At 57.4% G+C, this 24,382-nt stretch carries 24 protein-coding genes and 1 other RNA gene; 13 read left to right on the plus strand and 12 right to left on the minus strand.

Features of this window, described 5'->3' with window-relative positions:
• Positions 1-106 precede the first annotated feature (106 nt).
• From AC2FLZ_RS16530 to AC2FLZ_RS16565, 8 genes are all read left to right on the plus strand, one after another.
• Positions 107-838 (plus strand): FadR/GntR family transcriptional regulator, encoded by a 732-nt coding sequence (locus AC2FLZ_RS16530; protein WP_480472647.1) that lies wholly within the window; start codon positions 107-109, stop codon positions 836-838.
• A gap of 117 nt (positions 839-955) precedes the next feature.
• Positions 956-2,356, plus strand: a complete 1,401-nt coding sequence (locus AC2FLZ_RS16535) for a selenium-binding protein SBP56-related protein (RefSeq protein ID WP_496882434.1) — start codon at positions 956-958, stop codon at positions 2,354-2,356.
• A 13-nt stretch (positions 2,357-2,369) separates the two neighbouring features.
• Entirely contained in the window at positions 2,370-3,020 is a 651-nt protein-coding gene (locus AC2FLZ_RS16540) for a hypothetical protein (protein WP_480472643.1), read from the plus strand.
• A gap of 217 nt (positions 3,021-3,237) precedes the next feature.
• Positions 3,238-3,584: a transfer-messenger RNA gene (gene ssrA / locus AC2FLZ_RS16545) on the plus strand.
• A 99-nt stretch (positions 3,585-3,683) separates the two neighbouring features.
• Positions 3,684-4,115 carry an ester cyclase gene (locus AC2FLZ_RS16550; protein WP_480472641.1) on the plus strand — a complete coding sequence of 144 codons (432 nt, stop codon included), beginning with the start codon at positions 3,684-3,686 and terminating at the stop codon, positions 4,113-4,115.
• Positions 4,116-4,246: 131 nt separating this feature from the next.
• Positions 4,247-5,062 (plus strand): chromate resistance protein ChrB domain-containing protein, encoded by an 816-nt coding sequence (locus tag AC2FLZ_RS16555; protein ID WP_496882435.1) that lies wholly within the window; start codon positions 4,247-4,249, stop codon positions 5,060-5,062.
• Entirely contained in the window at positions 5,059-6,312 is a 1,254-nt protein-coding gene (gene chrA, locus AC2FLZ_RS16560) for a chromate efflux transporter (RefSeq protein ID WP_496882436.1), read from the plus strand. The genes AC2FLZ_RS16555 and chrA overlap by 4 nt, the downstream gene beginning before the upstream one ends.
• Before the next feature lie 76 nt (positions 6,313-6,388).
• Entirely contained in the window at positions 6,389-6,850 is a 462-nt protein-coding gene (locus AC2FLZ_RS16565) for an SspB family protein (RefSeq protein ID WP_480472635.1), read from the plus strand.
• A gap of 27 nt (positions 6,851-6,877) precedes the next feature.
• On the opposite strand, the gene AC2FLZ_RS16570 is transcribed toward AC2FLZ_RS16565, so the two are convergent.
• On the minus strand, positions 6,878-7,441 hold the full coding sequence (locus AC2FLZ_RS16570; protein WP_480472633.1) for a hypothetical protein: 564 nt from the start codon (positions 7,439-7,441) through the stop codon (positions 6,878-6,880).
• 206 nt (positions 7,442-7,647) lie between these two features.
• Here AC2FLZ_RS16570 and fumC point away from each other — a divergent pair, with 206 nt between their 5' ends.
• Genes fumC through AC2FLZ_RS16590 form a run of 4 tightly spaced genes read left to right on the plus strand, consistent with a single transcriptional unit; the run spans position 7,648 to position 10,098 of the window.
• A complete protein-coding gene (gene fumC, locus AC2FLZ_RS16575; RefSeq protein WP_480472631.1) occupies positions 7,648-9,042 on the plus strand; it encodes a class II fumarate hydratase in 1,395 nt (464 codons plus the stop codon).
• Positions 9,042-9,218 (plus strand): DUF4169 family protein, encoded by a 177-nt coding sequence (locus AC2FLZ_RS16580; RefSeq protein ID WP_480472629.1) that lies wholly within the window; start codon positions 9,042-9,044, stop codon positions 9,216-9,218. Before fumC ends, AC2FLZ_RS16580 begins: the two co-directional genes overlap by 1 nt.
• Positions 9,215-9,436, plus strand: coding sequence for a ribbon-helix-helix domain-containing protein (locus tag AC2FLZ_RS16585; RefSeq protein ID WP_209504003.1), 222 nt, complete (start codon positions 9,215-9,217; stop codon positions 9,434-9,436). Before AC2FLZ_RS16580 ends, AC2FLZ_RS16585 begins: the two co-directional genes overlap by 4 nt.
• A 59-nt stretch (positions 9,437-9,495) precedes the next feature.
• Entirely contained in the window at positions 9,496-10,098 is a 603-nt protein-coding gene (locus AC2FLZ_RS16590; protein ID WP_496882437.1) for a DNA-3-methyladenine glycosylase I, read from the plus strand.
• A 3-nt stretch (positions 10,099-10,101) separates the two neighbouring features.
• Here AC2FLZ_RS16590 and AC2FLZ_RS16595 read toward each other — a convergent pair whose 3' ends face one another.
• From AC2FLZ_RS16595 to AC2FLZ_RS16610, 4 genes are all read right to left on the minus strand, one after another.
• Positions 10,102-10,983 (minus strand): fructose bisphosphate aldolase, encoded by an 882-nt coding sequence (locus AC2FLZ_RS16595; RefSeq protein WP_496882438.1) that lies wholly within the window; start codon positions 10,981-10,983, stop codon positions 10,102-10,104.
• A gap of 73 nt (positions 10,984-11,056) precedes the next feature.
• Positions 11,057-12,406, minus strand: coding sequence for a cytochrome P450 (locus AC2FLZ_RS16600; protein ID WP_496882439.1), 1,350 nt, complete (start codon positions 12,404-12,406; stop codon positions 11,057-11,059).
• Positions 12,403-13,605: a hypothetical protein gene (locus AC2FLZ_RS16605; RefSeq protein WP_480516935.1), complete on the minus strand. Its 1,203-nt coding sequence runs from the start codon at positions 13,603-13,605 to the stop codon at positions 12,403-12,405. The genes AC2FLZ_RS16600 and AC2FLZ_RS16605 overlap by 4 nt, the downstream gene beginning before the upstream one ends.
• Before the next feature lie 62 nt (positions 13,606-13,667).
• The gene (locus AC2FLZ_RS16610) at positions 13,668-14,420 is read right to left on the minus strand and encodes a cytochrome c biogenesis CcdA family protein (protein WP_480493245.1); all 753 of its coding nucleotides are present in this window, start codon (positions 14,418-14,420) and stop codon (positions 13,668-13,670) included.
• 106 nt (positions 14,421-14,526) lie between these two features.
• On the opposite strand from AC2FLZ_RS16610, the gene AC2FLZ_RS16615 reads away from it, so the two are divergent.
• Entirely contained in the window at positions 14,527-14,760 is a 234-nt protein-coding gene (locus tag AC2FLZ_RS16615) for a sulfurtransferase TusA family protein (RefSeq protein WP_480472617.1), read from the plus strand.
• Between the two features lie 43 nt (positions 14,761-14,803).
• Here the strand turns inward: AC2FLZ_RS16615 and AC2FLZ_RS16620 are convergent, their stop codons facing one another.
• From AC2FLZ_RS16620 to purC, 7 genes are all read right to left on the minus strand, one after another.
• A complete protein-coding gene (locus AC2FLZ_RS16620; protein WP_496882440.1) occupies positions 14,804-17,587 on the minus strand; it encodes an Rne/Rng family ribonuclease in 2,784 nt (927 codons plus the stop codon).
• Between the two features lie 505 nt (positions 17,588-18,092).
• Positions 18,093-19,427, minus strand: coding sequence for a sigma-54-dependent transcriptional regulator (locus AC2FLZ_RS16625; RefSeq protein ID WP_496882446.1), 1,335 nt, complete (start codon positions 19,425-19,427; stop codon positions 18,093-18,095).
• A 12-nt stretch (positions 19,428-19,439) separates the two neighbouring features.
• Positions 19,440-21,185, minus strand: a complete 1,746-nt coding sequence (locus AC2FLZ_RS16630) for a sensor histidine kinase (RefSeq protein ID WP_480481076.1) — start codon at positions 21,183-21,185, stop codon at positions 19,440-19,442.
• A 69-nt stretch (positions 21,186-21,254) separates the two neighbouring features.
• Positions 21,255-21,923 (minus strand): phosphoribosylformylglycinamidine synthase subunit PurQ, encoded by a 669-nt coding sequence (gene purQ, locus AC2FLZ_RS16635; protein WP_480493251.1) that lies wholly within the window; start codon positions 21,921-21,923, stop codon positions 21,255-21,257.
• Positions 21,924-21,934: 11 nt separating this feature from the next.
• Positions 21,935-22,978: a zinc-dependent alcohol dehydrogenase family protein gene (locus tag AC2FLZ_RS16640; protein WP_480516929.1), complete on the minus strand. Its 1,044-nt coding sequence runs from the start codon at positions 22,976-22,978 to the stop codon at positions 21,935-21,937.
• Positions 22,979-22,981: 3 nt separating this feature from the next.
• Positions 22,982-23,212 carry a phosphoribosylformylglycinamidine synthase subunit PurS gene (purS, locus tag AC2FLZ_RS16645; protein ID WP_117872765.1) on the minus strand — a complete coding sequence of 77 codons (231 nt, stop codon included), beginning with the start codon at positions 23,210-23,212 and terminating at the stop codon, positions 22,982-22,984.
• A 285-nt stretch (positions 23,213-23,497) separates the two neighbouring features.
• Positions 23,498-24,253, minus strand: a complete 756-nt coding sequence (gene purC / locus AC2FLZ_RS16650; protein WP_496882441.1) for a phosphoribosylaminoimidazolesuccinocarboxamide synthase — start codon at positions 24,251-24,253, stop codon at positions 23,498-23,500.
• Positions 24,254-24,382 lie beyond the last annotated feature (129 nt).

The raw sequence follows: 24,382 nt of genomic DNA on the forward strand, positions 1-24,382 counted from the left end.
CAGCCAAGTACGACTCACTTCGGCCTCCCGACTCAACTCTCTTGCTTTTCAAATGTCAGACTTTTAAATGTCAGACAAATAAAAATTTGCTCAGGGTCTTCTGAACATGAAAACCGCACCTCGGAAAACCGCCGACCTGTCTGCCCAGATTGCGCAAGCCATCCGGGACGCGATTGTTTCAGGCGAGTTGATCGTGGATGCGCGCCTGCCCTCGGAAGCGGAACTTTCCGAGCAATTTCAGGTCTCGCGCCCAACGGTGCGTGAGGCTTTGAAACGACTGGCGGCGCAGTCCCTGATCCGCACGCAGCGTGGCGCTACCGGAGGTGCGTTCGTGAACCGCCTGAGTTTCGAAGATGCCTATTCGCAGCAGATCACAACCTCGACCCTGCTGCTGTCGATGAACGCGGTCAGCTTTGATACGGCCTGCGAGGCCCGCTATGCGCTGGAGCGCGCCTGTGCCCCCCTGTCTGCCCAAAGACGAACGGCGGATCAGCTTGCCACGATGCGGGCGGAAATTTTTCGCCAGTCCCAGCCCGGCCTGACGGATGAGGCATTTTGTGCCTCAGACGTCACGTTCCACAGGGCCCTGGTGGACGGGGCCGACAACCCGGTCCTGTCCTATCAACTGGCTGGCGCGGTCGAGGCGATGCAGCCTTTGATGAACATGATTACCTTCACGGCACGTTCGCGCGAAGAAATCATCGCATTGCACACCAGAATTGCAGACGCGCTTGAGGCCAGAGACGCAGATACCGTCGACGCCGCGCTGGTCGATCTGGAACATTACACACAGCAACTGGCCCACGATGTGGCCGAACGCAAACGGAAACCGGCCTGAGGGCTTAAACGGAAACAAACTTTCAAAGGCAAAGGTACGAGCAGGCAGAATGTCATCCGGCGTCAAGACCGGAACTCTCAATATGAATTGAATGACAATGACTTACGGGAGGACGTTATGAACAAAAGACCGGACCCAACCTTTTATCCGTCAGCCAAGCTGGCAATGGAAGGCCCTGCTGAAACGCTTGCTTTCACGCTGATGCTCAGCCCCGATTTTTCGCAACCTGACGGGCTGGCAGTTGTGAATGTCGATCCAACCTCGGCCGATTTCGGGAAGATCGTGCATCAGGTGATCATGCCCGAAAAAGGCGACGAGTTTCACCATTTCGGCTGGAATGCCTGTTCCTCATCGCTGTCACCGCTCAGCGGTCATGCGTTTCTGGAACGTCGCTATCTGATCATCCCCGGTATCCGTTCTAGCCGGATATACATCATCGATGTAAAGAACCCGCTTGAGGCGAAGATTCACAAGATCATCGAACCCGAGGAAGTCTTTGATAAAACCGGGTATTCACGACCGCACACGATCCATTGCGGGCCGGAAGGCATCTATGTCAGCACGCTGGGCGGCGGCGGCGAGGACGGCACGGATGGTCCTCCGGGTATTTTCATCATGGATTGTGAAAGCTTCGAGATCATCGGGCGCTATGAGATCGAGCGCGGCGTGCAGGACAAGCATTATGATTTCTGGTGGAATCTGCCGCGCGATTACATGGTCAGTTCCGAATGGGGCCTTCCCCCACAATTTGAAAACGGGCTGGTGGCAGAGGATCTGCTTTCGAACAAATACGGTCATCGCATCCATTTCTGGAACCTGCGCAACCGGACCAATATTCAGACCATCGATCTGGGCGAAAACCACCAGATGGCGTTGGAAATCCGGCCCGCGCATGACCCGGTCAAACAACACGGGTTCTGCGGCGTTGTCGTTGATACCACCAACCTTCAAGGCGCAATCTTTACGTGGTGGCGCAATGACGACGGCACGTTCGAAGCCAAGAAAACGATCACCATCGACCCGCAACCCGCTGATCCAGATGATCTTCCTGATCTTCTCAAGGGGTTTGCCGCCGTACCACCACTGGTCACCGATATCGACCTGAGTCTGGATGACAAATACCTATATGTCGCCTGCTGGGGCACCGGCGAGATGCATCAATATGATGTGTCCGATCCGGTGAACCCGACCCTTGCCGGGAAGGTCGAAATCGGAGGGATTGTCAAAAAGACCAAACATCCGAACGGTCAGACTTTTGGCTATGGGCCGCAAATGGTCGAGATCAGCCGCGATGGTAAACGCGTCTATTGGACCAATTCGCTTTATTCCACGTGGGACGATCAGTTCTATCCCGAAGAAGGCGGCGCGGCCATGGTCAAGGCGGATGTGGGCGAGAATGGCGGGCTGGTTTTGGACCCGAAATTCTGGGTCGATTTCCCCAAAGGATATCGCAGCCACCAAATCCGGCTGGAGGGCGGAGATTGTTCAACCGACAGTTTCTGTTACCCCTCGGTCTGAATTGGAAACCCTGATGACATCAACGGCTGGCCTTTGGCTGGCCGTTGTTCTGAGCGGCGCGTATCACGGGCTGAACCCCGGGATGGGCTGGCCGCTGGCGGTTTCCTCTGCCCTGATGGAGCAGCGCCAATCCGCCCTGTGGCGCGCACTGGCGGCCTTGGCCGGTGGGCATTTCGTTGCCATGCTGGGTGTCCTTCTGCCCTTTGCGCTGATGGCCGTTCTGGTCGATTATCAAAAGGAAATCCGCATCTGGGCTGCGTTGATTGTCATCGCGATGGGGCTTTACATTGCAATCACCCGCCGCCATCCCCGTTTTCTGTCGCGTATACCACCCAGCAAACTGGCTCTGTGGTCGTTTCTCGTGGCTCTTGCGCACGGGGCCGCCCTTATGCTGGTTCCGATCTATCTGGGCCTGTGCCAGCTGGATGAACTGGATGCCGGTCATCAGGCGATTTCCAAAATCATGACAACAAACGGTCTGCTGGTTCTGGGAGTTGCGGCCTTGCATACCGCCGCCATGGTTCTGGGCGGAGGGTTTCTGGCCTTCGCCGTTTATCGTTGGCTGGGGCTGCGTTTCCTGTCCCGCAGCTGGTTCAACCTTGAACTCATCTGGGCGCTGAGCCTTGTTTTGGTTGGTCTTTTGGGGCTGTGGTCGGCGGTTTGATCGCTTTCCTTTGAGCCGGAACACACTGTCCTTGGGCGTAATCAATGCCGGTGCCGCGCTAGACCAGTTCCTGCCATTGGCGCTGGATAACCCGCCTTTCTTGAAGGCAGCTACTTTCGGTGGAATCGAACGGGTGCTGGTGATATGGTTGATCGCTGGAAACTTCAATAGGGTCGCGTAACGCTCTGTAATTAAATACAACAAAGATGTGCAATCCGGGTTTGCATCCGCCGCTCACCTCACCTATATATGAGATGTCCTTCGGGACTATGGACATAAACGCGCTCGTAATAAGCGGATCGGACCCGGGGGCGGTACCCGGCGGCTCCACCAAAATCCTTCGTTTGAGGATCATGGGGCCGAAACAGGATCGACGAACGTCTAAAGGGGTAAGCTTTGTCTCGGCTGTCTGCCACCGTTACCGGCGAAAACAGTACAATTGCAAACGACAATCGTGCTCCGGTTGCAGTTGCTGCGTAAGCAGTAACAAGACCGAAACTTAAGTCCTTGCGCCTAGCCGCGTAAGGCGGGGTTCGCAGGTACCTGGCAACAGAAACCTGCACTTCCCCCCAATATGTCTGATATTTATGCCGCCTTTGCGCAGATTCAGAGTTTGTTCATTCCTTTTTGCCATCGTGTTCGCAGTTGGACAGGAGCGTTGGGATGACGAATTCAGAGATACTCAGATCCTGGTATTCTGAGGTTTGGGAAAACGGAAACACCGAGGCGATCGATCAGTTCTTTGCACCCGAAACCATGGCCGAGGGGCTGATCCCCGAAATGCAGGTGGGTGCGGACGATTTTCGGGACCTCGTCACGGCGTTTCGTCATGTCTTAGGGGATATCAAGGTGGATTTGCCCAAGATCATCGAGAATGGCGATTGGGTATCCGCAATCCTGCATGTGCAGACGTGCCGGGCCGATAACGGTGCCCCTTTGGAGGTGACCGGTCAGGTCATGGCCCGGTTCAAAGACAATAAGATGGTCGAAGCGTATAATCATTTCGATTTCATCTCGTTTTTTGAAGAGATGGGTCAGTTTCCCGCCGATACCCTTCCCGTGTGCATGACCGGTCAGCGGCTCGACTGGTCCTGACGGTTCAAACCGCAATCTTGACCCCCTATGTTCTTGCGCGGTAGCACTGACTCAGGGGGTCAGCTTGCGAACACCCCGTGAGGCGTCAGCCCAAGCTTCGCATGGATCCGAATGACTAAAGGAGACATGCTATGGCTGCTCTTAACGCCATTACACCGACCCAATTGAGCCGGTTAATCGGAACGCCTCAGGCGCCTGTTCTGATCGATATACGCACTGATGCGGATTTCAGTAAGGATCCGCGGCTGATTCCGGGATCAATTCGCTGTCCGCACACGGAAATCGACGCGATGAGTCGTCTGATTGGTAACGACCCTTGTGTAATAATCTGCCACAAGGGCAAAAAGCTCAGTCAGGGGGTAGCGTCCTGGCTACGAGGGGCGGGCAAAAACGCCGAACATCTGGAAGGTGGGTTTGAAGGGTGGCACGAACAGCGTGAGGCGCCGTTGATCCCCCAGTCGGTATTACCGGCGCGCGTTAATGGCAGCACATTGTGGGTTACGCGCCAAAGACCCAAAATTGACCGCATCGCCTGCCCCTGGCTGATCCGCCGGTTTGTTGACCGCAAGGCACGGTTCCTTTTCGTCGCGTCGGAAGAAGTTCAGGGAGTCGTTGATCATTTTGATGCCACCCCCTTTGACGTTCCGAGTACATTTTGGACGCATCAGGACAGCGGCTGCACATTTGACACGATGATCCGGGCATTTGACCTGCGAACTGAGGCGCTTGAGCGTATGGCCCGGATCATTCGCGCTGCGGATACCGACCAGCATGATCTGGCCCCGGAAGCCGCTGGGTTGCTGGCGTTCTCGGTAGGTTTGTCCCGCCAGTATCGCGATGAACATGCTCAACTTGAAGCCGGATTGCACCTTTATGATGCTCTGTTCCGCTGGGCACGCGACGGGTTTGATGAAAAGCATGACTGGCCATCGGGTCATGGCGCATGAGACCTTCGGCACTGGACCTTTTCAAGGTATTCGGACGGATCGGCCTGTTGTCATTTGGCGGCCCCGCCGCCCAGATCTCGCTGATGCATCAAGAACTGGTCGAGCGCAGGCCCTGGCTGGATGAACAGACCTATCTGCGCGCGCTTTCCTTGTGCATGTTGCTGCCCGGTCCAGAGGCAATGCAATTGGCAACCTATGCTGGCTGGCGCTTGCGCGGTGTCGTGGGCGGGCTGATTGCGGGCAGCCTGTTCGTTTTGCCAGGGGCGTTTGTCATTGCTGTTCTAGTCGCGCTTTATTCAGCATTTGGCGACGTTCCACTGGTGCAATCCGCATTTACCGGCATCAAGGCGACCGTCATCGTGATCGTCCTGCAAGCCCTGCGCAAGCTGTCAGGTAAGGCGCTGACGGATATGGAACATCGTGTCATCGCGGGCCTGTCGTTTCTGTCGATCTTTCTGTTCAACCTGCCCTTCCCGCTGATCATTCTGATCGCGGCCCTGTGGGGGTATTTGCGTCATCAAGGACCCGCTGAGGCAGCCACGGCTCAGGACACGCCGCACCTTGCCCGCTCGGCCCGGACGATAGCGATCTGGTTGCCGCTTTGGCTGGGGCCGCTTGTTGCGTTGACACTCAGCGGGCATCAATTGCTCAGCGATTTGGGGTGGTTCTTTGCCCGTCTGGCCGTTGTGACCTTTGGTGGTGCCTATGCCGTTCTGGCCTATATGTCGCAAACCGTTGTGGATCGGTACCACTGGATCAGTGCAGACCAGATGATCGACGGATTGGGGCTGGCGGAAACCACCCCCGGACCATTGATACTGGTTACGCAGTTCGTCGCCATGCTGGCGGGGCAGATCAACGGTGGATTCTCACTGGCGCTTGCTGCGGGCGCTGTCGCACTATGGGCAACGTTCGTGCCCTGCTTTTTGTGGATTTTCCTGACGGCCCCCTATCTTGACCGTCTGGCCACGCGTCCGCGCCTGTCTGCCGCCCTTCACGGCATCACCGCCGCTGTTGTCGGAGTGATTCTCAACCTTTCCGTGTGGTTTGCCCTGAATGTTCTTTTCGAATCGGTGCCAGATATGAATTTGGGTCCAGCGGCAATACCCCTGCCCCGACTGTCCTCGCTCGATATCCCGGCGCTTGCGTTAACCTTTATTGCTGGAATATTGATATTTAGACTAAAATTGGGGATCGGTACGGTGCTGGTTCTGATGTCAATGGCAGGGCTGGCTGCGCATAATATCTGATCAATCCGATCATACCTGCCCTTTCGTTTCCGAACAAAACCCCTATGCTGAGCTTAACCACTTTTGAGGATGACACATGTCGCAAGGCATCGACTATGGCAACCTGATGCACACCGCCATGCGCGGGCTTATCAAGACTGTGCTGACGGATGTATCGAAATCCGGTCTGCCCGGAGCGCATCACTTTTTCATTACCTTCGACACACGCGAAGATGGCGTGGACATCGCGGATTGGCTGCGCGACCGGTATCCGGAAGAAATGACAATCGTCATGCAGCACTGGTTTGAAAACCTCGAAGTCGGAGAGAACGGGTTCGCCATTACTCTCAATTTCGGGGACGCGCCGGAACCGCTCTATATTCCTTATGGCGCGATCAAGACCTTTGTCGATCCATCGGTGGAATTTGGACTGCGGTTCGAAAGCCCGGACGACGAAGATGATGACGATTATGTTGCAGATGACTTGATCGAGGTCGAAGAGGAAGAAGAGGCACATCACGACGCCGATGTCGTGTCGCTGGACAGCTTCCGCAAATAAGCCTTTGAGCCCCGCCCGGCGCGGGGTTCAGCGTTTCATCAGAAATGTTTCGACTGATCGGGATTTCTGGCCGTCTATGAAGCGTGAAAATGACAGGTTCAGCCCGTCTTCGGCTAGTGTTCGGTCGAACTGCTGCAATTCATATCCGCCGTCCACGTCGATGAACAACGAAAACACGGTCAGTGTGTCGCCAACGATACGTCCCCATACGAAGGGTTCACCTTTCATCGGGTCCAGCGGAACCTCATGACCGAACACATTGCGTTTCATCGCGGCCGAGAACACATCCGGGCGGTCCGAGGGCACGAAGTCAATCGAGAACTGCTGTTCTTTTACCCGCCCGTCTAGCTTGTAGGTGGTGGTTTGCCAGCTGACGTTGAACCCGTTTTTGGTCTCGAAAATTGAAACGCTCATATCCCTTGGAGTTGAGGTTCCGTCCGCATCCACGACATTTGCCGAGCCCACATAATCCCCCAGGAACGGGGTAATGTCCGCGGCGCGCGCAGATGCGCCCAAAACGGACAGCCACAAAGCACAGACAGCAAATAACACGATCGCTTTTTCAAGCGTAATGCGATGGAAATTCGACATCTTGTCCTCCAAGGCGGCTACTAACCTATTGTAGCTGAGAGGGGGCCGCGCACAATGGCACATTCCCCGACGATAACAATAAAAGTGACGCACCCCGCGCCTATACCTTTGACGCCCTTGGGTTTAAGGTGCGCGCAACTGGCCGATTGCGTCACGGCTTAGCTGCGGCTAAACGGCATACAACAGCATACCAGACGGAGTGACAGATGTCTCAGACCCGCACCGAATCCGACAGCTTTGGCCCGCTCGAGGTTCCTGCCGACAAGTATTGGGGGGCGCAAACGCAGCGTTCGATCATGAACTTTCCGATCGGTTGGGAAAAACAACCCATTGCCATTGTGCGTGCGCTGGGCGTGATCAAGCAAGCCTGCGCGATGGAGAACAAGGCAACCGGCAAGCTGGATGCCAGAATTGCCGATGCCATCATTCAGGCTGCGGGTGAGGTGATCGACGGCCAGTTTGACGACAACTTTCCGCTGGTCGTCTGGCAGACGGGTTCCGGCACCCAGTCGAACATGAACTCGAACGAGGTCATCGCGAACCGCGCCATCGAAATTCTGGGCGGTGTCATCGGTTCAAAAGACCCCGTGCATCCGAACGATCACTGCAACATGGGTCAGTCGTCGAATGACACCTTTCCAACTGCGATGCACATTGCCACGGCGATGAGTGTTCGTGACGTCCTTCTGCCCGGGCTTGAAAAGCTGGCCTCTGGTCTTGAGCAGAAGGCTGATGAGTTCAAGGACATCATCAAGATTGGCCGGACCCATACACAGGATGCAACGCCTCTGACACTGGGGCAGGAATTCAGCGGTTATGCCCACCAGATCCGTCAGGGGATTGCACGCGTTCACGCAGCGCTTCCCGGCATCTATGAGCTGGCGCAGGGCGGCACCGCCGTAGGCACCGGCCTGAACACCCAAAACGGTTGGAGCGAAGCTGTGGCGGGCCATATGGCGCAGATCACCGGCTTGCCCTTTGTGACCGCGCCAAACAAGTTCGAAGCGCTGGCTGCTCATGACGCCATGGTCTTTATGTCCGGGGCTTTGGCGACCATCGCGGGCAGCTGCTATAAGATCGCCAACGACATCCGTTTCCTGGGCTCTGGCCCGCGTTCGGGGCTTGGCGAACTGATCCTGCCCGAGAACGAGCCCGGCTCGTCCATCATGCCCGGCAAGGTGAACCCGACCCAGGCCGAGGCGCTGACACAGGTTGCTGCGCATGTAATGGGCAACAACGCCGCGATGAATTTTGCAGGCAGTCAGGGCCATTTCGAGCTGAACGTCTATAACCCGATGATGTCCTACAACCTGTTGCAATCGATCCAGCTGCTGGGCGACGCCGCCGACAGCTTTACCGAGCGGATGTTGCTGGGCATCAAGGCCAATGAGCCGCGCATCGACAAGCTGATGAAGGAATCGCTGATGCTGGTGACGGCGCTGGCCCCGACCATCGGCTATGACAATGCCACCACGGTCGCCAAGACCGCGCATAAGAACGGCACAACCCTCAAGGAAGAAGCCATTGCGCTGGGGTTTGTGGACGAGGCAACCTTTGATGCCGTTGTACGCCCCGAACAGATGATCGGCCCGAAAGACTAATGGGCAAGCCGGTCAACCTGAACCGGTATCGAAAAGAAAAGGCGCGGGCCGAGAAGAAGGCCCGCGCAGATGAGAATGCCGTCGCCTTTGGGCGCACCAAGTCCGAGAAAGCAATCGTCAGGCTTCAGCAGGACAAGCAGAAGCGTGAACTCGACAATCACGAGCTGGATGAATGAGCGGTCGCCCGGTAAAACGTTCATTGACCCTCAAGGGCCACCGGACATCTGTCTCGCTTGAAGATGAATTCTGGCGCGCATTTCGCGACATTGCGAAAGAAAAAGATCAGCCAATCAATGCACTGGCCGCGCAAATTGATGTTGACCGCGACCCGGAAACCGGATTGGCCTCGGCTATTCGCGTGTTTATTCTGAACTGGTACCGAGACAAGGTTTAACACTTGTCAGATCTTGGTCGTTGGGTGTAACGTCCCCGAGGAACAAAAGGGGTACATTCATGAGCAACACAGTATTGGGGCCAGACGGTCAACCTCGGTGTTCCTGGTGCCAGGCCGCGCCGGAATTCTTTGACTATCATGACAACGAATGGGGCTTTCCGGTCTCGGATGATCAGCGGTTATTCGAGAAACTGTGCCTGGAAAGTTTTCAGTCGGGTCTTAGCTGGCGCACGATCCTGAACAAGCGCGAGAATTTCCGAGAAGCGTTTTACGGTTTTGATTTCAACAAGATGGCCGAATTCTCTGAAGTTGATGTTGAACGTCTGCTGCAAAATGATGGGATCATTCGCCACCGAGGCAAGATCGAGGCGGTGATCAATAACGCCCGCCGCGCGCAGGAACTGGTGGCGTCGGAAGGATCGCTGGCAGCTTATGTCTGGCGGTATGAGGCGGAAACCCCGCCGCCCCCGCAATCGGCATCCACATCGCCCGAGTCGGTGGCGATGTCGAAGGACCTCAAGAAACGGGGCTGGAAATTTGTTGGCCCCACGACGGTGTTTGCGTTCATGCAGGCCATGGGACTGGTCAATGACCATGCCGAGGGCTGTATCAGCAGAAAAAAAGCGGCACAGTTGCGCCGCTTTTTCACGAAACCCGTCTGAGGATCAGACAGAGGCTTTGAAAATCTTGTCGATATTGCCGCCCAAAGCGGCGTTGAATTCGGCGTCCGATTGCTGTTTCGAGAGACCTTCGGTCAGTGCGCGAGAGAAAGACGCGATCATTTTGCCGTTTTGACTCAGCAGGTTACAGGCCTCTTCGGTCGAATACCCGCCTGACAGCGCGACAACGCGCAGAACGCGCGGATGGTCGGCCAGTTCGTCATACAGGTTTGCCTGTGTCGGGATCGTCAGCTTCAGCATGACCTCCTGCCCTTCGACCAGCAGGTCGAGGTTCTTCAGGATTTCAGCTTTCAGAATCTCCTCGGCCTCGGCCTTGGTTTCTGAATGAATGTTGACCTCCGGCTCGACGATTGGAACCATCCCGGCTTCAGTCACTTCACGGGCTACGTCGAATTGCTGGGCGACCACGGCCGCGATGCCTTCGGCATTAGCCTCGTGGATGACCGAACGTTCCTTGGTGCCGAATACGCCTTCTGCCTTTGCCAGCGTGTCGGCCAGACCGGGGATCGGCTTCATCAGCTGAACGCCGTTGGCCTGATCCTCGAGGCCCTTGTCGATTTTCAGAAAAGGCACGATGCCTTTGACCGACCAAAGGTAATCTGCGACCTTGCGGCCCTCGATCTCTTCCCCGAGGGTGCGTTCGAACAGGATCGCACCGATGACTTTGTCCTTGGTGAAGTCATTTGCCAGAATGATCCGCGCGCGCATCTTTTGTATTTCACCGAACATCTCAGCGTCCGAACTGTAGGTCGACGCGTCAACGCCGTACAACGCCAAAGCTTTCGGGGTCGAGCCGCCGCTTTGATCCAATGCCGCGATAAAGCCTGCGCCGTTGATCATCTGCGCGCGCTGTTCTGCTTTGGCCATAGTGTTTTCCCGTTCAATGATGATTCCGATGTCTCCCCCCGCATACATCACAGTCAGGACCGATGGTAGTTTGTTAGCGCTCAATCAGCCGCAACCATATGCCATCCCTGGATCGAACGGTCAGGTGGGCCACCGGAATCGGCGTTTTGCCGCTGATTGTTTCGAATTTGAAATTTCGCACCAGCATCGACAGGATCAGCGGCCCTTCGACCATGGCAAACCCGGCCCCGGTACAAACGCGGGGACCTGCGGAAAAAGGGATATATGCTTCGCGCTGGCATGTCTTGCCGTTTTCACTGTTCCAGCGAGTCGGGTCAAAGCTGTCGGGGTTGTCCCATAATCGTTCGTGACGGTGCAGGTGCCAAGGGCTGATTACGATTTGTGACCTTTTGGGAACGTCCCTGTTTCGAAAACGGTGTGGGCACGTGGCCTCTCGCACCATCATGGGAACTGGTGGGTAAAGGCGCAGTGCCTCGCGAAACACGTCGCGGCTGATCTTGAGTTTGGAAACCGAGGCAAATGTCGGATCGTCCAGAGCGGCAGATTCGTCAGCAATCCTTTCCTGCCATTCGGGATAAATTGCCAGCAGATACAATGTCCACGCCAGAGCCGATGCGCTGGTCTCATGGCCTGCCAGAAAGAAGATCGCAACCTGATCAACCATCTCCTCGGGCCCGAAAAACTGGCCGGTTTCAGGATCAGCGGTCGTCATGATCTTGGTTGCCAGATCATCGGGGGCGGTTCCGGCCTTGATCGCCTCAGCCCGCTCATGGGTCAGGTCAGTGATCAGGTTACGAATGTCTTCGGCGTTTTTCCGTGTCGTCCGGGAGTGAAACCGAGGCATCCATTTGGGCAGCGGAACGAAGGCTGCAAGGTTCAGCAGAGGTTGTTCGCGCTGGTAGTTGCGGAACTTTTCAAACACCTTGCTGGCTATGGCGTGGTCAATTGGCACCGAAAACAAGGTGCGAAAAATCACATCCGCTGCGGCGTGGCTTGTTTGTTCTTCGACTTCGATCTGTTTGCCGACATGGGGCCGCAACCGCTCAACACATGCGTCTGCCGCGGCCAGCATGGCGGGAAACGTGTCTTTCAACCGCCCGCCCTCAAATGCCGGGTCAATGATGCGCCGCTGACGTTTCCACGTCTCTCCATTGGTTAGAAACACCGAATTTCCAAGCAAGGGGCGCAGGCCTTCGCTGATCCGGCCCGATTTAGGGAAATCTTCGGGGCGTTTCCTGAGGACGGTGTCAATCAGGTCCGGTTGATTGATCAGGAAAGATCGAAAGAAGGGTGTCCTGAATTCGGCCATCCACGCGCGATAAAGGCGCGCTGGCTGCGCAGACAGCAGATCCTGACGAAACAGTTTCAGATAGCGCAGTAGGGAAACCTTGTCTGCGCGTGGCTGGGGCTTGGGCGGGGTCATGGGCGCACCGACGTGTATTTGGACACTGGCGTCTCAATCCGGCTGCGCGAAGGTGTGCGCCCAAGGAACCGCTGCTTTAGCGTCAAAGGGCCTGCCGTTATCCGAAAATAGTCGTACAGACCCGGCTTATCGAAGGCGCAAAGGTACTGAAAATGCAGCCGGAAAAACCGCCAGCGCAAGGCTTTCCAACGTTCAGGTAACAGGGTTTGGGTAAAGGCCGCCGACAGGACAAGCGGCCAGCGTTTCTCTGGTCCGGCCACCCCTGTAACGGCCACCGGATCACACAGCGCAAATGCACAGCCATCCCCGGGGGCCGAGACATCGACCCACGTGATGTCTGAACTGGAGGACAGGAATTGAAGGTCGGACCGAAGGCCATGCGCATTTGGCAGAAAGGATACCATAGGCATCACCTGCCCCAGGCTTAGGAACGACAACTCTGCCCCCTGTTTCGGCACAGCCCTGTCGCGGATCAGGTCGGCCAGAACAGACACCCCCATATGCGCGCCCGAACTGTGGCCCACGACCAGTACCTCATCCACACCGGATATCAGAGCGGCTTCAATCGCCTTGCGGAATACGGCCAGTCTGTCCTTCAGTTTAAGCGGAGTTTCCCCCTTCAGCTGCGCTGAATAGGCGTAATCATGCATCAGGTAATAGGCAAACAGCCGGTTGTCGATCTTGCGGAACCACAGCATCAGCGCAACCGCAACGGCGATACCCGGAAACAGACCCCACCAGCCAGCCATCGCCACACATGCCCACACGACTGCAAACGCAACCAGCAGCTGAGACACCAACATCGCCACCGGATAGAGCGCCGCAATCACCGGGCCCTTGCGCAACCGCATCAGGCGCCACAAAGCGCCGGTCGAAATGTATATCCACGCCGTGTGGGCCAACTGCGCGTAGGTTGCAGGGATCGACGCGGACATGCTGTCGCGCACGATGTCTGACCAGACCAGAACTTCGATTTCTGTCTCAACAGACGCACCGTCCTGCAATGATGTCACGGACCAGCCGAACAGACCTTTTGCGGACTTGGGGGCCATGGCGATCTCATATCCCGAGATCCGGGCCTGCGCCTGCGACTCGGTTCGGTAAAGCTCGCGATATCGTCGCGGCGGCATCGGGTCATAACCGGGGATGTAGAACACCCGGCGTTTGCGAACCTGTGACTGATTTCTCTGACTGCTCATGCCTTTACCTTCTGCCGCGCAGGTTAACGCAGGCTTTAGGTCAAGGTAAGGGGGGCAGACGCTCAGCCGAAATTCGCAAGCGCCGGGAAGGTTTCAAGCAACCACCAGCTGAAGCGGGTGAACAGGCCTGTGATCAGCATGATGCCCACGAACAGCAGCAGCCCTCCCATGACCTTTTCGATCACGCCCATATAGGGCTTGATCCGGTTCATCACGGTCATAGAGCGGTTGAGAAACATGGCTGCCAGCAGAAACGGAATACCCAATCCGGCTGCATAAACACCCAGCAACAGCGTGCCGCGCGCCACCGAGGCCTCGGTTGCCGCAAGGGACAGGATCGCGCCCAGCTGGGGGCCGATACAGGGCGTCCAGCCGAAAGCAAAGGCCAACCCAAGAATATAAGCACCAAAGACCGAGCCACCGGAATCGCCGGTTTCGATCCGCGCTTCGCGGTCCAGAAAGGGGATGCGGAAGACATTCAGGAAATGCAGACCAAAGACAATGACAACGGCACCGGACAGTTTGGCAAAAAGAACCTGATTTTGCAGCACGAACACTCCAAAGGCAGATGCGGTAAATCCCAACAGCAGAAAAACCGTCGACAGGCCCAGCACAAAGAACAGCGCTGACATGGTTGCCTTGCGCCGGGCGCGGGCCTCATCCTGCATTTCGTTGATCGTGACGCCGCTCATATATGCCAGATAGGGCGGCACGATGGGCAGCACACAAGGCGACAGAAAGCTAATCAGGCCACCCAGCAGGGCAACAAACATGGCGGGCAGCAGCCCCGCGTCTATGATTTCTATTCCGAACATGTCTAAGCACATAAGTGATGAATGGCGGTCCGTCACGGGGCCAATGAGTCACATCCTCGTGCTTGGAATCTGGACAATATTACAACTTCGCCCTATCCCGAAAATCATGTCAGAGATTACAGATACGCTGGATGCGCTGGGCCTTCTTTGCCCCCTGCCCGTCCTCAAGGCCCGCAAACGGCTGAAATCCATGCCGCAAGGTTCTGTGTTGCGTGTACTGGCTGATGACCCGGCAGCCATCATCGATGTCCCGCATTTTTGCGCCGAAGCTGGCCACACATTGCTGTCTCAGGATTTGGATGGCGAACATCAGGTCTATCTGATCCGAAAAACCGACTGACTTTGTGATATAAAAAAGGCGGGCAAATCTGCCCGCCCTTTCATCAGTTGCCCAGCGACCACCATCCGCGCCGTTTGGGCCTGTCGGATTCTGGCTCAGGTTCATCTGCCACAGTTTCAAGCACCGGTTCAGGTTCTGCTGCCATGGGTGTTTCTTCCACGGGTGCGTCTTCGATCGGCTCATCGGCAGATTGAACTTCAGGTTCTTCCACCGCAACGATCGCTTCAGCTTGTGCGACTTCCTCAGTCTGCTCGGCAAACTCTGTTGCTTCCGGCGCAGCGTCAACAGCCTCAGCGGCTTCGCTTTGCTCGGCGACAGCCGCCTCGGCAGGTTCGGCTTCTGCGTCTGAGGCCGCCTCTTCAACCGCCGGTGCATCGGCCCCGGCATCGGTGTCCGGTGCTTCCGACTGTTCCGCACCCTCTTCTGCTACCGCATCTTTCTTACGACGACGCGGAGCGCGCTTACGCTTGGGCTTGGCGGGTTTTTCCTCTTCCGTTGCTTCGGCTTCGGTTGTCTCGACAGCGGTTTCCGTTTCAGCGGATTCGCCTACGGCATCCTCCTGCTCTGACCCTTCGCCGTCATCCGCGCCCTGTTCCGCCGCGTCACCGTTGCCCGCGCCTTTCTTGCGACGACGACGGCGGCGCTTGCGCTTGGGTTTGGTATCATCTTCAATCGACGCGATATCCTCTTCGGCTTCCTCCTCTTCCGAAGAATCCACCAGATCCATCAGCGAGGCATCGACCGACACGACAGGAGCTGTCGCTTCGGGAACAATGCGGCTGGCGGTCTTGAATTTCTCCATCGAGAAATCCGGGCTGACCAGATGCACATCGCCTTCGATCCGTACAGACAGGCCATAGCGCGATTCGATCTGGGCAATATGCTCGCGCTTCTGGTTCATCAGGAAGTTCGCGATACTGACCGGGCAGCGCACCAGAACCTCGCGCGAGCGGCGGCGCGTGCCTTCTTCTTCGATCTGACGCAGGATCGACAGCGCCATGTTGTCGTCCGAACGGATCAGGCCGGTGCCATGGCATGCCGGGCATGGCTGCGTGGTCGCTTCGATCATACCCGGGCGCAGCCTCTGACGGCTCATCTCGAGCAGGCCAAAACCCGAAATCCGGCCGACCTGAATGCGGGCACGGTCGGTTTTCAGCTTGTCCTTAAGACGCTTTTCAACCGACGCATTGTTCTTGCGCTCGTCCATGTCGATGAAATCGATGACAATCAGACCGGCAAGGTCACGCAGACGCAACTGACGCGCCACTTCTTCCGCGGCTTCCAGATTGGTTTTCAGCGCCGTTTCCTCGATCGAGCCTTCTTTCGTGGCCCGGCCCGAGTTCACGTCGATTGCCACCAGCGCTTCGGTCACGCCGATCACGATATACCCGCCAGATTTCAGCTGAACGGTCGGGTTGAACATCCCCGCCAGATAGCTTTCCACCTGATAGCGCGCAAACAGCGGCAGCGCGTCCTCGTACCGTTTCACATTCTTGGCATGGGACGGCATGATCATCTTCATGAAGTCCTTGGCGATGCGGTATCCGCCCTCGCCCTCGACCAGAACCTCGTCGATATCGCGGTTATAAAGGTCCCGGATCGACCGTTTGATCAGATCGCCTTCTTCATAGATCTTCGCAGGTGCAATGGATTCCAGGGTCAATGCCCGGATCTGCTCCCACAGGCGTTGCAGGTATTCATAGTCGCGCTTGATTTCCGATTTTGTGCGCTTGGCGCCTGCAGTCCGGATAATCAAACCCGCCCCTGTCGGCACATCAATATCCGCCGCGATTTCTTTCAGCTTTTTGCGGTCAACCGCGTTGGTGATCTTGCGGCTGATCCCACCGCCACGCGCGGTGTTCGGCATCAAAACACAATAGCGACCTGCCAGCGACAGATAGGTCGTCAGGGCTGCCCCTTTGTTGCCGCGTTCTTCCTTGACGACCTGCACCAGCAGCACCTGGCGCACTTTGATCACTTCCTGAATCTTATACCGGCGTGGGCGTGGCTTGCGCTGAGGGCGGATGTCCTCGCTGTCGTCTTCCTCGGCTACGGTTTCAATCGTGTCATCTTTCGCGGCTGCGTCAGCGTGTTCCTCATCCGCATCGCCATCATCTGCGTCCGGGTCATCCTCAGACAATTCAGACGCTTCATCGCCATCGTCAGCGATTGAAGCATCCGCCGAGTCATCAGAATCCCCTGCTGCATCGTCTTGTGAAGACACAACCGTTTCAGCCTGAGCCTCGTCTTCCGAAGCCGTTTCCTCAGCAGTGTCATCTGACACAGCTTCCGGCGCTTCGTTGTCCGCAGGCTCCTCAACAGGTGTTTCACCGACGATTTCCATAGGCGATGTCCCCTCGGGCACCTCCATGTCGGCATCGTCAAGGTCGATGGTTTCCATACCGGTCGGCTCGGTCGAAACTTCCATCGTTTCGACCAGATCGTCCGATTTAAGATCCGCGGCCTTTGATCGGGCGCGCGAACGCCGCTTTTTCGGCTTGCCCTCGTCGGCCTCATCCCGCGCCTTCATGGCCTCGGCATAGGCGCGATCTTCCTCCATCAGCGCCTCGCGGTCGGCGATGGGGATCTGGTAATAGTCCGGGTGAATTTCCGAAAACGCCAGGAAGCCGTGCCGGTTCCCGCCATAATCCACAAAGGCCGCCTGGAGCGACGGCTCAACCCGTGTTACTTTTGCAAGATAGATGTTGCCAGCAAGCTGGCGCTTGTTTTCGGATTCAAAATCGAACTCCTCGACCTTGTTTCCGTCGACCACCACGACGCGGGTTTCCTCCGCGTGGGTGGCATCGATAAGCATTTTCTTAGCCATGAGTCCTTGGTGCACCGCGCCAAACGCGTTGTCCTGACCCGTCCAGGTGGACAGGCACATTTGGGGAGGTGTCTTGTCAGGGCGATATCGGACGGCGCGCGGCAGGGTCTGGCGCTGTGGCCCCCTGCCCGGTCACTCAATCGTTGCGCGCGCGTCATCGCGGTTCTTCTCCGACAGGCGCGTTAGCCGCAGCCTGCCCATTTATTCCTTTCGCCCAGACGTTCCGGGCTCAGGTACTACATTGCCCCGAAAGGGGCACAATCGGTCTGCTTTGCGGCGAATAATACGTCATCACCTTCAGCAAAGCAGCGAAACTCAATGATTCGGGGCTTATGGACACAAAACTGGCCCGGCCCGTCCGGACACAATAAAAGCAGTCCTGTGGAAAAGACAATGGGCAAACTGCACCGCCCCCAACCGTGGCATGCGGGATCGCCTTCATCTGGCCAAAAATATCCCGGGGGAGTCGCCAAAGGCGACGGGGGCAGAGCCCCCGTCACAAAGTTTACAGATAGTCCGACCGCTGGAGGCCGTATTTGGCCATCTTTTCATTCAGCGTTCGGCGCGGCAGGCACAGTTCATCCATCACAGACGCGATAGATCCTTTGTGCCGCCGCATCGTGTTGTCGATCAGCATCCGTTCAAAGGCTTCGACATATTCCTTCAGCGGCTTGCCTTCGGTGGTCATGACCGGCTGCATTTCCTCGTGATCCGACATCAACAGCGAGGCGATCGTTCCGGACCCACGGCGCGATTGCAGTACCGCGCGTTCGGCAATGTTGATCAACTGGCGCACGTTCCCCGGCCAGGGCGCCTGCAACAGCTGCGCGGCTTCCTGAGCGCTTACCTGAGGCGCATCACAACCGTATTCTTCGGCGAACTGCTCGCTCAGACGGGTAAACAGGGTCAGGATGTCCTCGCCCCTCTGGCGCAGGGGCGGCATGGTGATGCGCAAGGCGGCCAATCGATAGAACAGATCAGGCCGCAAGACATCTTCGGAGGTTTTTCCGGCCTCTTGCAGGTTCGAGATCGCTACGATGCGTGTCTCGGCCGGCGTGCCCTGCTCGTTCATCACGCTGAGCAGCTTGGCTTGCAGGGAATCGCTGAGCGCTTCGACATCTTCCAAAACCAGCGTTCCGCCCCGCGCCTCTTCGATGGCGGGCAATTGGGCGTCTTCAGGCATCATCGGCCCAAACAGACGTTTGGCCAACGCGTCTTCCTCGTGCGCCGCGCAGGACACCAGCACGAATTTCTTGCCGGCACGGCTTCCAACCGCGTGCAGGGCGTGTGCGACAAGCGTCTTTCCGGTCCCTGTCTCTCCGTCGATCAGCACATGGCCATCCGCCTGACCTAGATCGAGGATATCCTCGCGCAGGCGTTCCATAACCGGGCTGGCACCGATCAGTTTGTTCATGATCAGGGTGCCGCCGGACAATTCCCGGCGCAGCGCGCGGTTGTCCAATGTCAGACGCCGCGCATTGCTGGCCCGTTTGGCCAGTTCAGACATGCGGTCGGGGTTGAAGGGTTTTTCAAGGAAATCGAATGCACCGACACGCATCGCCTCAACAGCCATCGGAACATCGCCGTGACCGGTGATCATGATCACGGGCAAGGTGCTGTCAGCGCCCATCAGCTTTTTGAGAAGCTGAATGCCGTCCATTCCGGGCATCTTGATGTCCGAAATCACTATCCCCGGATAATCCGGACCCAACACCTTGAGCGCATCTTCCGCGCTGGCGAAGGTTTCCGTGTCATAGCCGGACAAAGCGAGCCACTGGCTGATCGATTGGCGCATGTCCTGTTCATCGTCAACAATGGCAATTTTCATGGCTTGTGCCATAGTCATTCCTCGTTATTCCGCGGCTTCAAGGCCGTCGCTTCCCAGTGCAGGCAACTGCATTTCAAACACCGCACCGCCATATTGGCCGTTGCGTGCAGTCAGCCGTCCCCCATGGTCGTTCACGATCCCCGACGAGATGGCAAGCCCCAGACCAACACCGTCTCCGGGCTGTTTGGTTGTGTAGAACGGCTCGAACAGGTTTTCGATATCCTCGATTCCGTGCCCGTTGTCGCGTACGGTCAGCACAGCCGTGTCACCAGCTGCCAGGATGATTTCCACATCCGGCTCCGCCACTGATTTGGTGGCGTCCAGCGCGTTTCGCAAGAGGTTGACCATGACCTGTTCGATGCGCATTCGGTCCCCCATCACGATCACGGGTTCCTCTGGTACGATCTGTGTGATCTTCACGTGTCGCTGACGCAATTGCGGCTCCATCATCGACAGGGACGAGGCCAGCGCTTCACCAAGATTTACTGGTGAAAACGCATCCGCACCCTTGCGCGCATAAGACTTGAGCTGCCGGGTAATTGCCCCCATCCGTTCGATCAGACCATCGATGCGGCCAAAGCTGGCAAGGGCCTCTTCCGGGCGGTTGCGGCGCAGCAGCAGACGGGCCCCGGCCAGATAGGTTTTCATTGCCGCCAGAGGCTGGTTCAACTCGTGACTGACCGCTGCCGACATCTCGCCCAGGGCGGCCAGTTTCGAGCTTTGCGCAAGCGTCTGTTCCGCCAAATCCAGCGTCTTTTCAACCCGTTCACGTTCAGCGATTTCCCGCTGTAGCCGTGCATTCAATGCGCGAAGCTCTGCCGACTCGCGCTGGAACAGGGTCATGCGCAACGTGGCACGGCGGCTCAACGCATAGAACGCAAGCGCCAGAAGAATCGCAAACCCCATGATTTCCAGCGCCAGAACGCTGTTCACCTTTTCCCGGATCGAGGCATAGGTCGTGAACGAGGTCATCTGCCAGCCGCGGAAAGGAATGCGCGTCTCGATCCGCATCACCGCTTCGCCCTGAAGATAGGCATCAGGCGGCAGCGCGGTCCAATCGGTTGTTGCCCGGATCGCGCGCTGGATCGCCCCTTGTGGCGGTTGGCGCAGCATCGCCGTGTTCTCATCCAGCCCGCGCCAGCGGGGTTCCGTGGACAAAATGATGTTGCCGGTGCTGTCGGTAACCATCACCGCGTCCGAGATACCTGCCCAAGCGCGTTCGAACTTTTGCAGGTCAACCTCGACGACGATTACGCCCAGGAACTCGGCCCCGTTCTCCAACCGGCGCGAATACACAAAGCTGTACCCGCCTGCGTCCTTGGGAATAACAGAGAAGATCGTCGCGTTCGAGCGGATCGCATCCACAAAATATGGCGTGTTCCGATGTCCTTCGCCCAACCTGTTTCGGTCGGTCGCGGCAACTGTGCGCCCGTCGCTGTCCAGCAAAACCAGTGAGGCCGCGCCGATCTCTTCCACGAATGAAATAAGGCGTTGGGTAGACAGGGTGTAATCGCCTGACTGCAATGCCGAAATCAACGTCGGGTCGCGGGCCAGCAATTGCGGAACAATCGAGTTGCGGCGCAATTCACTCAGCAAGTTGCCCGAATACAGCGTCAGTCGCAGCTCTGCCCGGTTGCGCGTGGATTCGGTGAACCTGTCAGTCAACAGCCGGTTCGTCACCCAGACCGTTGCAATTGTCGCGACCAGCAGAACAAGAACCGCCAGCCGCAACCGCCAGCCCAGCGGCGCACCACGAAACGGTTTCAACATATTTGACCAGCCAGATCGAACTTCTGTGTTCATGGCAAAAGGTTACGCCCCGGCGGGCGAGACCTCAAGTCACGCCGCTTCAAACACACCTGACAATGCGCGGAACAACGCCACCCCGTCTGTGCCGCCATGACCCTGATCGGCTGCGCGTTCGGGGTGCGGCATCATTCCAAGAACGCGGCGGTTTTCCGACAGGATTCCGGCGATATCCCCGATCGAGCCGTTCGGGTTTTCGGCATAGGTAAAAGCGATCCGGTCCTGATCTTTCAGCGCGGCCAGCGTCGCGTCATCCGCAAAATAGTTGCCATCGTGGTGCGCAATCGGAATACCGATCACATCGCCTGCGTTGTAGCCGCTGGTAAACGCGCAGTCGCTGGTCTCAACCCTTAGGCCAACGGTCTTGCAGATGTATTTCAGCCCAGCATTGCGCAGCAATGCGCCCGGCAAAATGCCGGTTTCGGTCAGAACCTGAAAACCGTTGCAAATGCCTACGGCATAACCGCCGCGCTGCGTGTGTTCGACGACGGCCTTGCAAATCGGCGATTGGGCCGCGATTGCGCCGCAACGCAGGTAATCTCCATAAGAGAACCCGCCCGGCACGCCCACGATATCAATACCTTCGGGCAAAGCCGCGTCTTTGTGCCAGACCATATCGACCTGAAAACCGGCCTGCTCAAAGGCGACGGCAAGATCTCGGTCACAGTTGGATCCGGGGAAAACGATTACGGCTGCACGCATGGCGGGCCCTCCTACGAGACAAAATCTGTGACAACCGCAACACCCGGAGGCGTTGGATGGTCAAAAGCGGCAAGCTCGGCGCTTACCTGGTTTAGGGTTATTTTCCGGGTCACCAGCGGGCTCAGGTCGACCCCTTGACCCGCGATCAGCGACAACAGCGACGGATAGCGCCAGCTTGGCATCCCACGGGTGCCAAATACGGAGAGCTGACCAGAATAGAGCACATCCATCGGCAACGACATCTGTGCATGGTCCCCCGTGGGCATTCCGATTTGCACCATGCGCCCCATTTTGCGCAGGGATCGCATGGCGGAAACGGTCGTGGCTTCGACGCCAAGCGCCTCGATCGCAACATCGGCGCCGCCACCGGTGATGTCTTTCACCGCCTGTGGGGCATCACATGTCGCGGCATTGACCACCGCGTCGGCGCCCAGAGTTTTGGCATAGGCCAGCTTGTCCTCGGTGATATCGACAACGATTACACGCGTGCCGAGCGCCTTGCCAAGAAGAAGCGTTGATATTCCGACACCGCCGCCGCCAAATACAGCGATCCACTCGCCACCCTGCACCTGCGCCCGGCCAACAAGCGCCTGCCATGCTGTGGTTACGCGGCACCCCAATGCGGCGGCGATTTCAGGCGCGATACTGTCGGGCAAAGATGTCAGGTTGGCATCGGCATGAGCCACGGCAACATATTCAGCAAAAGCCCCGTCACAGGTAAAGCCGGGCACGACCTGGTTCGGACAGATTGTCTGATGACCCTTTGCGCAGTCCGGGCAATGCCCACAGGCAAGGATAAAGGGCGCAATCACCCGGTCCCCAACACGCCACCGTTTAACGCGCGCACCGACCGAGACCACCTCGCCGCAAAACTCGTGACCGGGTGTCATGGGCAGGACAACGTCCGGGTCTGAGCCCGACCACGCGTGCCAGTCGGACCGGCACACACCGCAGGCCAGCACTCGCACCACAACACCGTCTTCGGCGGGAACCGGATCGGGGATCGTCGACACCTCAAGCGGTTGACGATAGGTGATCAGACGCGCGGCCCGCATCAATCAGACCAGTTCGATCTCGTAGCGTTCGATGACGGTGTTGGCCAAAAGCTTTTCGCACATCTCGGTCACGTCTGCCTCGGTTGCGCCATCGGCAAGCTCAAGATCGATGACTTTGCCCTGACGTACGCCTTCGACCTGATCAAAGCCCATTGCACCCAATGCGTGCCGTACTGCTTCGCCCTGCGGGTCCAGCACCCCGTTCTTGAGCATCACATGAACCCGTGCTTTCATTTTGGCAACTCCACCTGAGGGCCGCATACAAGGCCCATTTCGTTGCGCGGGGGATAGCGCGCCTGATGGGTTTCGACAACCCTGTTTCAAACGCAGTTTGCCGCAGGTAGGTGACGATCCTGCGCCGTCAGTTGGACCCGAGCAGTTTTGCCGGCACGGCAGCTGGAAGCTTCGGAATGGTCATCTGATCAAACGGCCCGGCCACACGCAAACACCCTGCTCTACCAACACCTTGGCAAAGACAAAACGCCGCCCTGAGGGGGCGGCGCTGCTAAGGCGTGGTATTTAGTTGATCAGCGTCGGCTTGGTGACGTTGCTGGCAGGCAGCACACCCAGTCTTCGGGCGACCTCGGAATAGGCATCTGTCAGGCTGCCCAGATCGCGGCGGAACACATCCTTGTCCAGTTTCTGACCGGTCTTGATATCCCACAGGCGGCAGCTGTCCGGGCTGATTTCATCCGCAACGACCAGCCGCTGATAGTCGCCTTCAAACACGCGCCCGATTTCGATCTTGAAGTCAACCAGACGAATACCCACCGCCAGCATCACGCCGCTCAGGAAATCGTTCACGCGCAGCGCGAGGCTGAGGATGTCGTCCATGTCCTGCTGGCTGGCCCAGCCAAACGCGGCAATATGTTCCTCGGTGACAAGAGGATCGCCCAAAGCATCATCCTTGAAGCAATATTCAACGATCGGACGTGGCAATTGCGTCCCTTCTTCGATGCCAAGACGTTTCGACATCGAACCGGCCGCGTAATTGCGCACGATCACTTCCAGTGGAATGATCTCGCAGTTGCGCACCAGCTGTTCGCGCATATTCAGGCGCCGGATGAAGTGGTTCGGAATACCAATCTGGGTCAGCCCGGTCATGAAGAACTCGGACAAACGGTTGTTCAGCACGCCTTTGCCGTCAATCACGTCTTTCTTCTCGGCATTGAACGCGGTGGCGTCATCCTTGAAATACTGTACGATGGTGCCCGGTTCGGGGCCTTCATACAGAATTTTGGCCTTGCCTTCGTAGATTTTCTTGCGACGCGCCATAAGCGACCTTTCCAGACTGGCGAAAGGGAATGAGTCCCTTCACGTTGGCGTCCTCATAGTGCAAGCCCTGCGTTCCCGCAAGTTCGCTGCCCCGAGGGCCTTTGACGCAGCGCAAATACCTTGCACCCA

The organism is Ruegeria sp. YKSF131, from assembly GCF_059612645.1.

What these genes read in the sequence shown, in the direction of transcription:
- AC2FLZ_RS16625 (WP_496882446.1), bottom strand. Translation starts at nt 19,427, where the DNA reads ATGGCACAAGCCATGAAAATTGCCATTGTTGACGATGAACAGGACATG.
- AC2FLZ_RS16605 (WP_480516935.1), bottom strand. Translation starts at nt 13,605, where the DNA reads ATGAGCAGTCAGAGAAATCAGTCACAGGTTCGCAAACGCCGGGTGTTC.
- AC2FLZ_RS16580 (WP_480472629.1), top strand. Translation starts at nt 9,042, where the DNA reads ATGGGCAAGCCGGTCAACCTGAACCGGTATCGAAAAGAAAAGGCGCGG.
- purC (WP_496882441.1), bottom strand. Translation starts at nt 24,253, where the DNA reads ATGGCGCGTCGCAAGAAAATCTACGAAGGCAAGGCCAAAATTCTGTAT.
- AC2FLZ_RS16535 (WP_496882434.1), top strand. Translation starts at nt 956, where the DNA reads ATGAACAAAAGACCGGACCCAACCTTTTATCCGTCAGCCAAGCTGGCA.
- AC2FLZ_RS16615 (WP_480472617.1), top strand. Translation starts at nt 14,527, where the DNA reads ATGTCAGAGATTACAGATACGCTGGATGCGCTGGGCCTTCTTTGCCCC.
- purQ (WP_480493251.1), bottom strand. Translation starts at nt 21,923, where the DNA reads ATGCGTGCAGCCGTAATCGTTTTCCCCGGATCCAACTGTGACCGAGAT.
- AC2FLZ_RS16585 (WP_209504003.1), top strand. Translation starts at nt 9,215, where the DNA reads ATGAGCGGTCGCCCGGTAAAACGTTCATTGACCCTCAAGGGCCACCGG.
- AC2FLZ_RS16565 (WP_480472635.1), top strand. Translation starts at nt 6,389, where the DNA reads ATGTCGCAAGGCATCGACTATGGCAACCTGATGCACACCGCCATGCGC.
- AC2FLZ_RS16570 (WP_480472633.1), bottom strand. Translation starts at nt 7,441, where the DNA reads ATGTCGAATTTCCATCGCATTACGCTTGAAAAAGCGATCGTGTTATTT.
- AC2FLZ_RS16600 (WP_496882439.1), bottom strand. Translation starts at nt 12,406, where the DNA reads ATGACCCCGCCCAAGCCCCAGCCACGCGCAGACAAGGTTTCCCTACTG.
- fumC (WP_480472631.1), top strand. Translation starts at nt 7,648, where the DNA reads ATGTCTCAGACCCGCACCGAATCCGACAGCTTTGGCCCGCTCGAGGTT.
- AC2FLZ_RS16630 (WP_480481076.1), bottom strand. Translation starts at nt 21,185, where the DNA reads ATGTTGAAACCGTTTCGTGGTGCGCCGCTGGGCTGGCGGTTGCGGCTG.
- purS (WP_117872765.1), bottom strand. Translation starts at nt 23,212, where the DNA reads ATGAAAGCACGGGTTCATGTGATGCTCAAGAACGGGGTGCTGGACCCG.
- AC2FLZ_RS16610 (WP_480493245.1), bottom strand. Translation starts at nt 14,420, where the DNA reads ATGTTCGGAATAGAAATCATAGACGCGGGGCTGCTGCCCGCCATGTTT.
- AC2FLZ_RS16590 (WP_496882437.1), top strand. Translation starts at nt 9,496, where the DNA reads ATGAGCAACACAGTATTGGGGCCAGACGGTCAACCTCGGTGTTCCTGG.
- AC2FLZ_RS16540 (WP_480472643.1), top strand. Translation starts at nt 2,370, where the DNA reads ATGACATCAACGGCTGGCCTTTGGCTGGCCGTTGTTCTGAGCGGCGCG.
- AC2FLZ_RS16640 (WP_480516929.1), bottom strand. Translation starts at nt 22,978, where the DNA reads ATGCGGGCCGCGCGTCTGATCACCTATCGTCAACCGCTTGAGGTGTCG.
- AC2FLZ_RS16620 (WP_496882440.1), bottom strand. Translation starts at nt 17,587, where the DNA reads ATGGCTAAGAAAATGCTTATCGATGCCACCCACGCGGAGGAAACCCGC.
- AC2FLZ_RS16530 (WP_480472647.1), top strand. Translation starts at nt 107, where the DNA reads ATGAAAACCGCACCTCGGAAAACCGCCGACCTGTCTGCCCAGATTGCG.
- AC2FLZ_RS16550 (WP_480472641.1), top strand. Translation starts at nt 3,684, where the DNA reads ATGACGAATTCAGAGATACTCAGATCCTGGTATTCTGAGGTTTGGGAA.
- AC2FLZ_RS16595 (WP_496882438.1), bottom strand. Translation starts at nt 10,983, where the DNA reads ATGGCCAAAGCAGAACAGCGCGCGCAGATGATCAACGGCGCAGGCTTT.
- AC2FLZ_RS16555 (WP_496882435.1), top strand. Translation starts at nt 4,247, where the DNA reads ATGGCTGCTCTTAACGCCATTACACCGACCCAATTGAGCCGGTTAATC.
- chrA (WP_496882436.1), top strand. Translation starts at nt 5,059, where the DNA reads ATGAGACCTTCGGCACTGGACCTTTTCAAGGTATTCGGACGGATCGGC.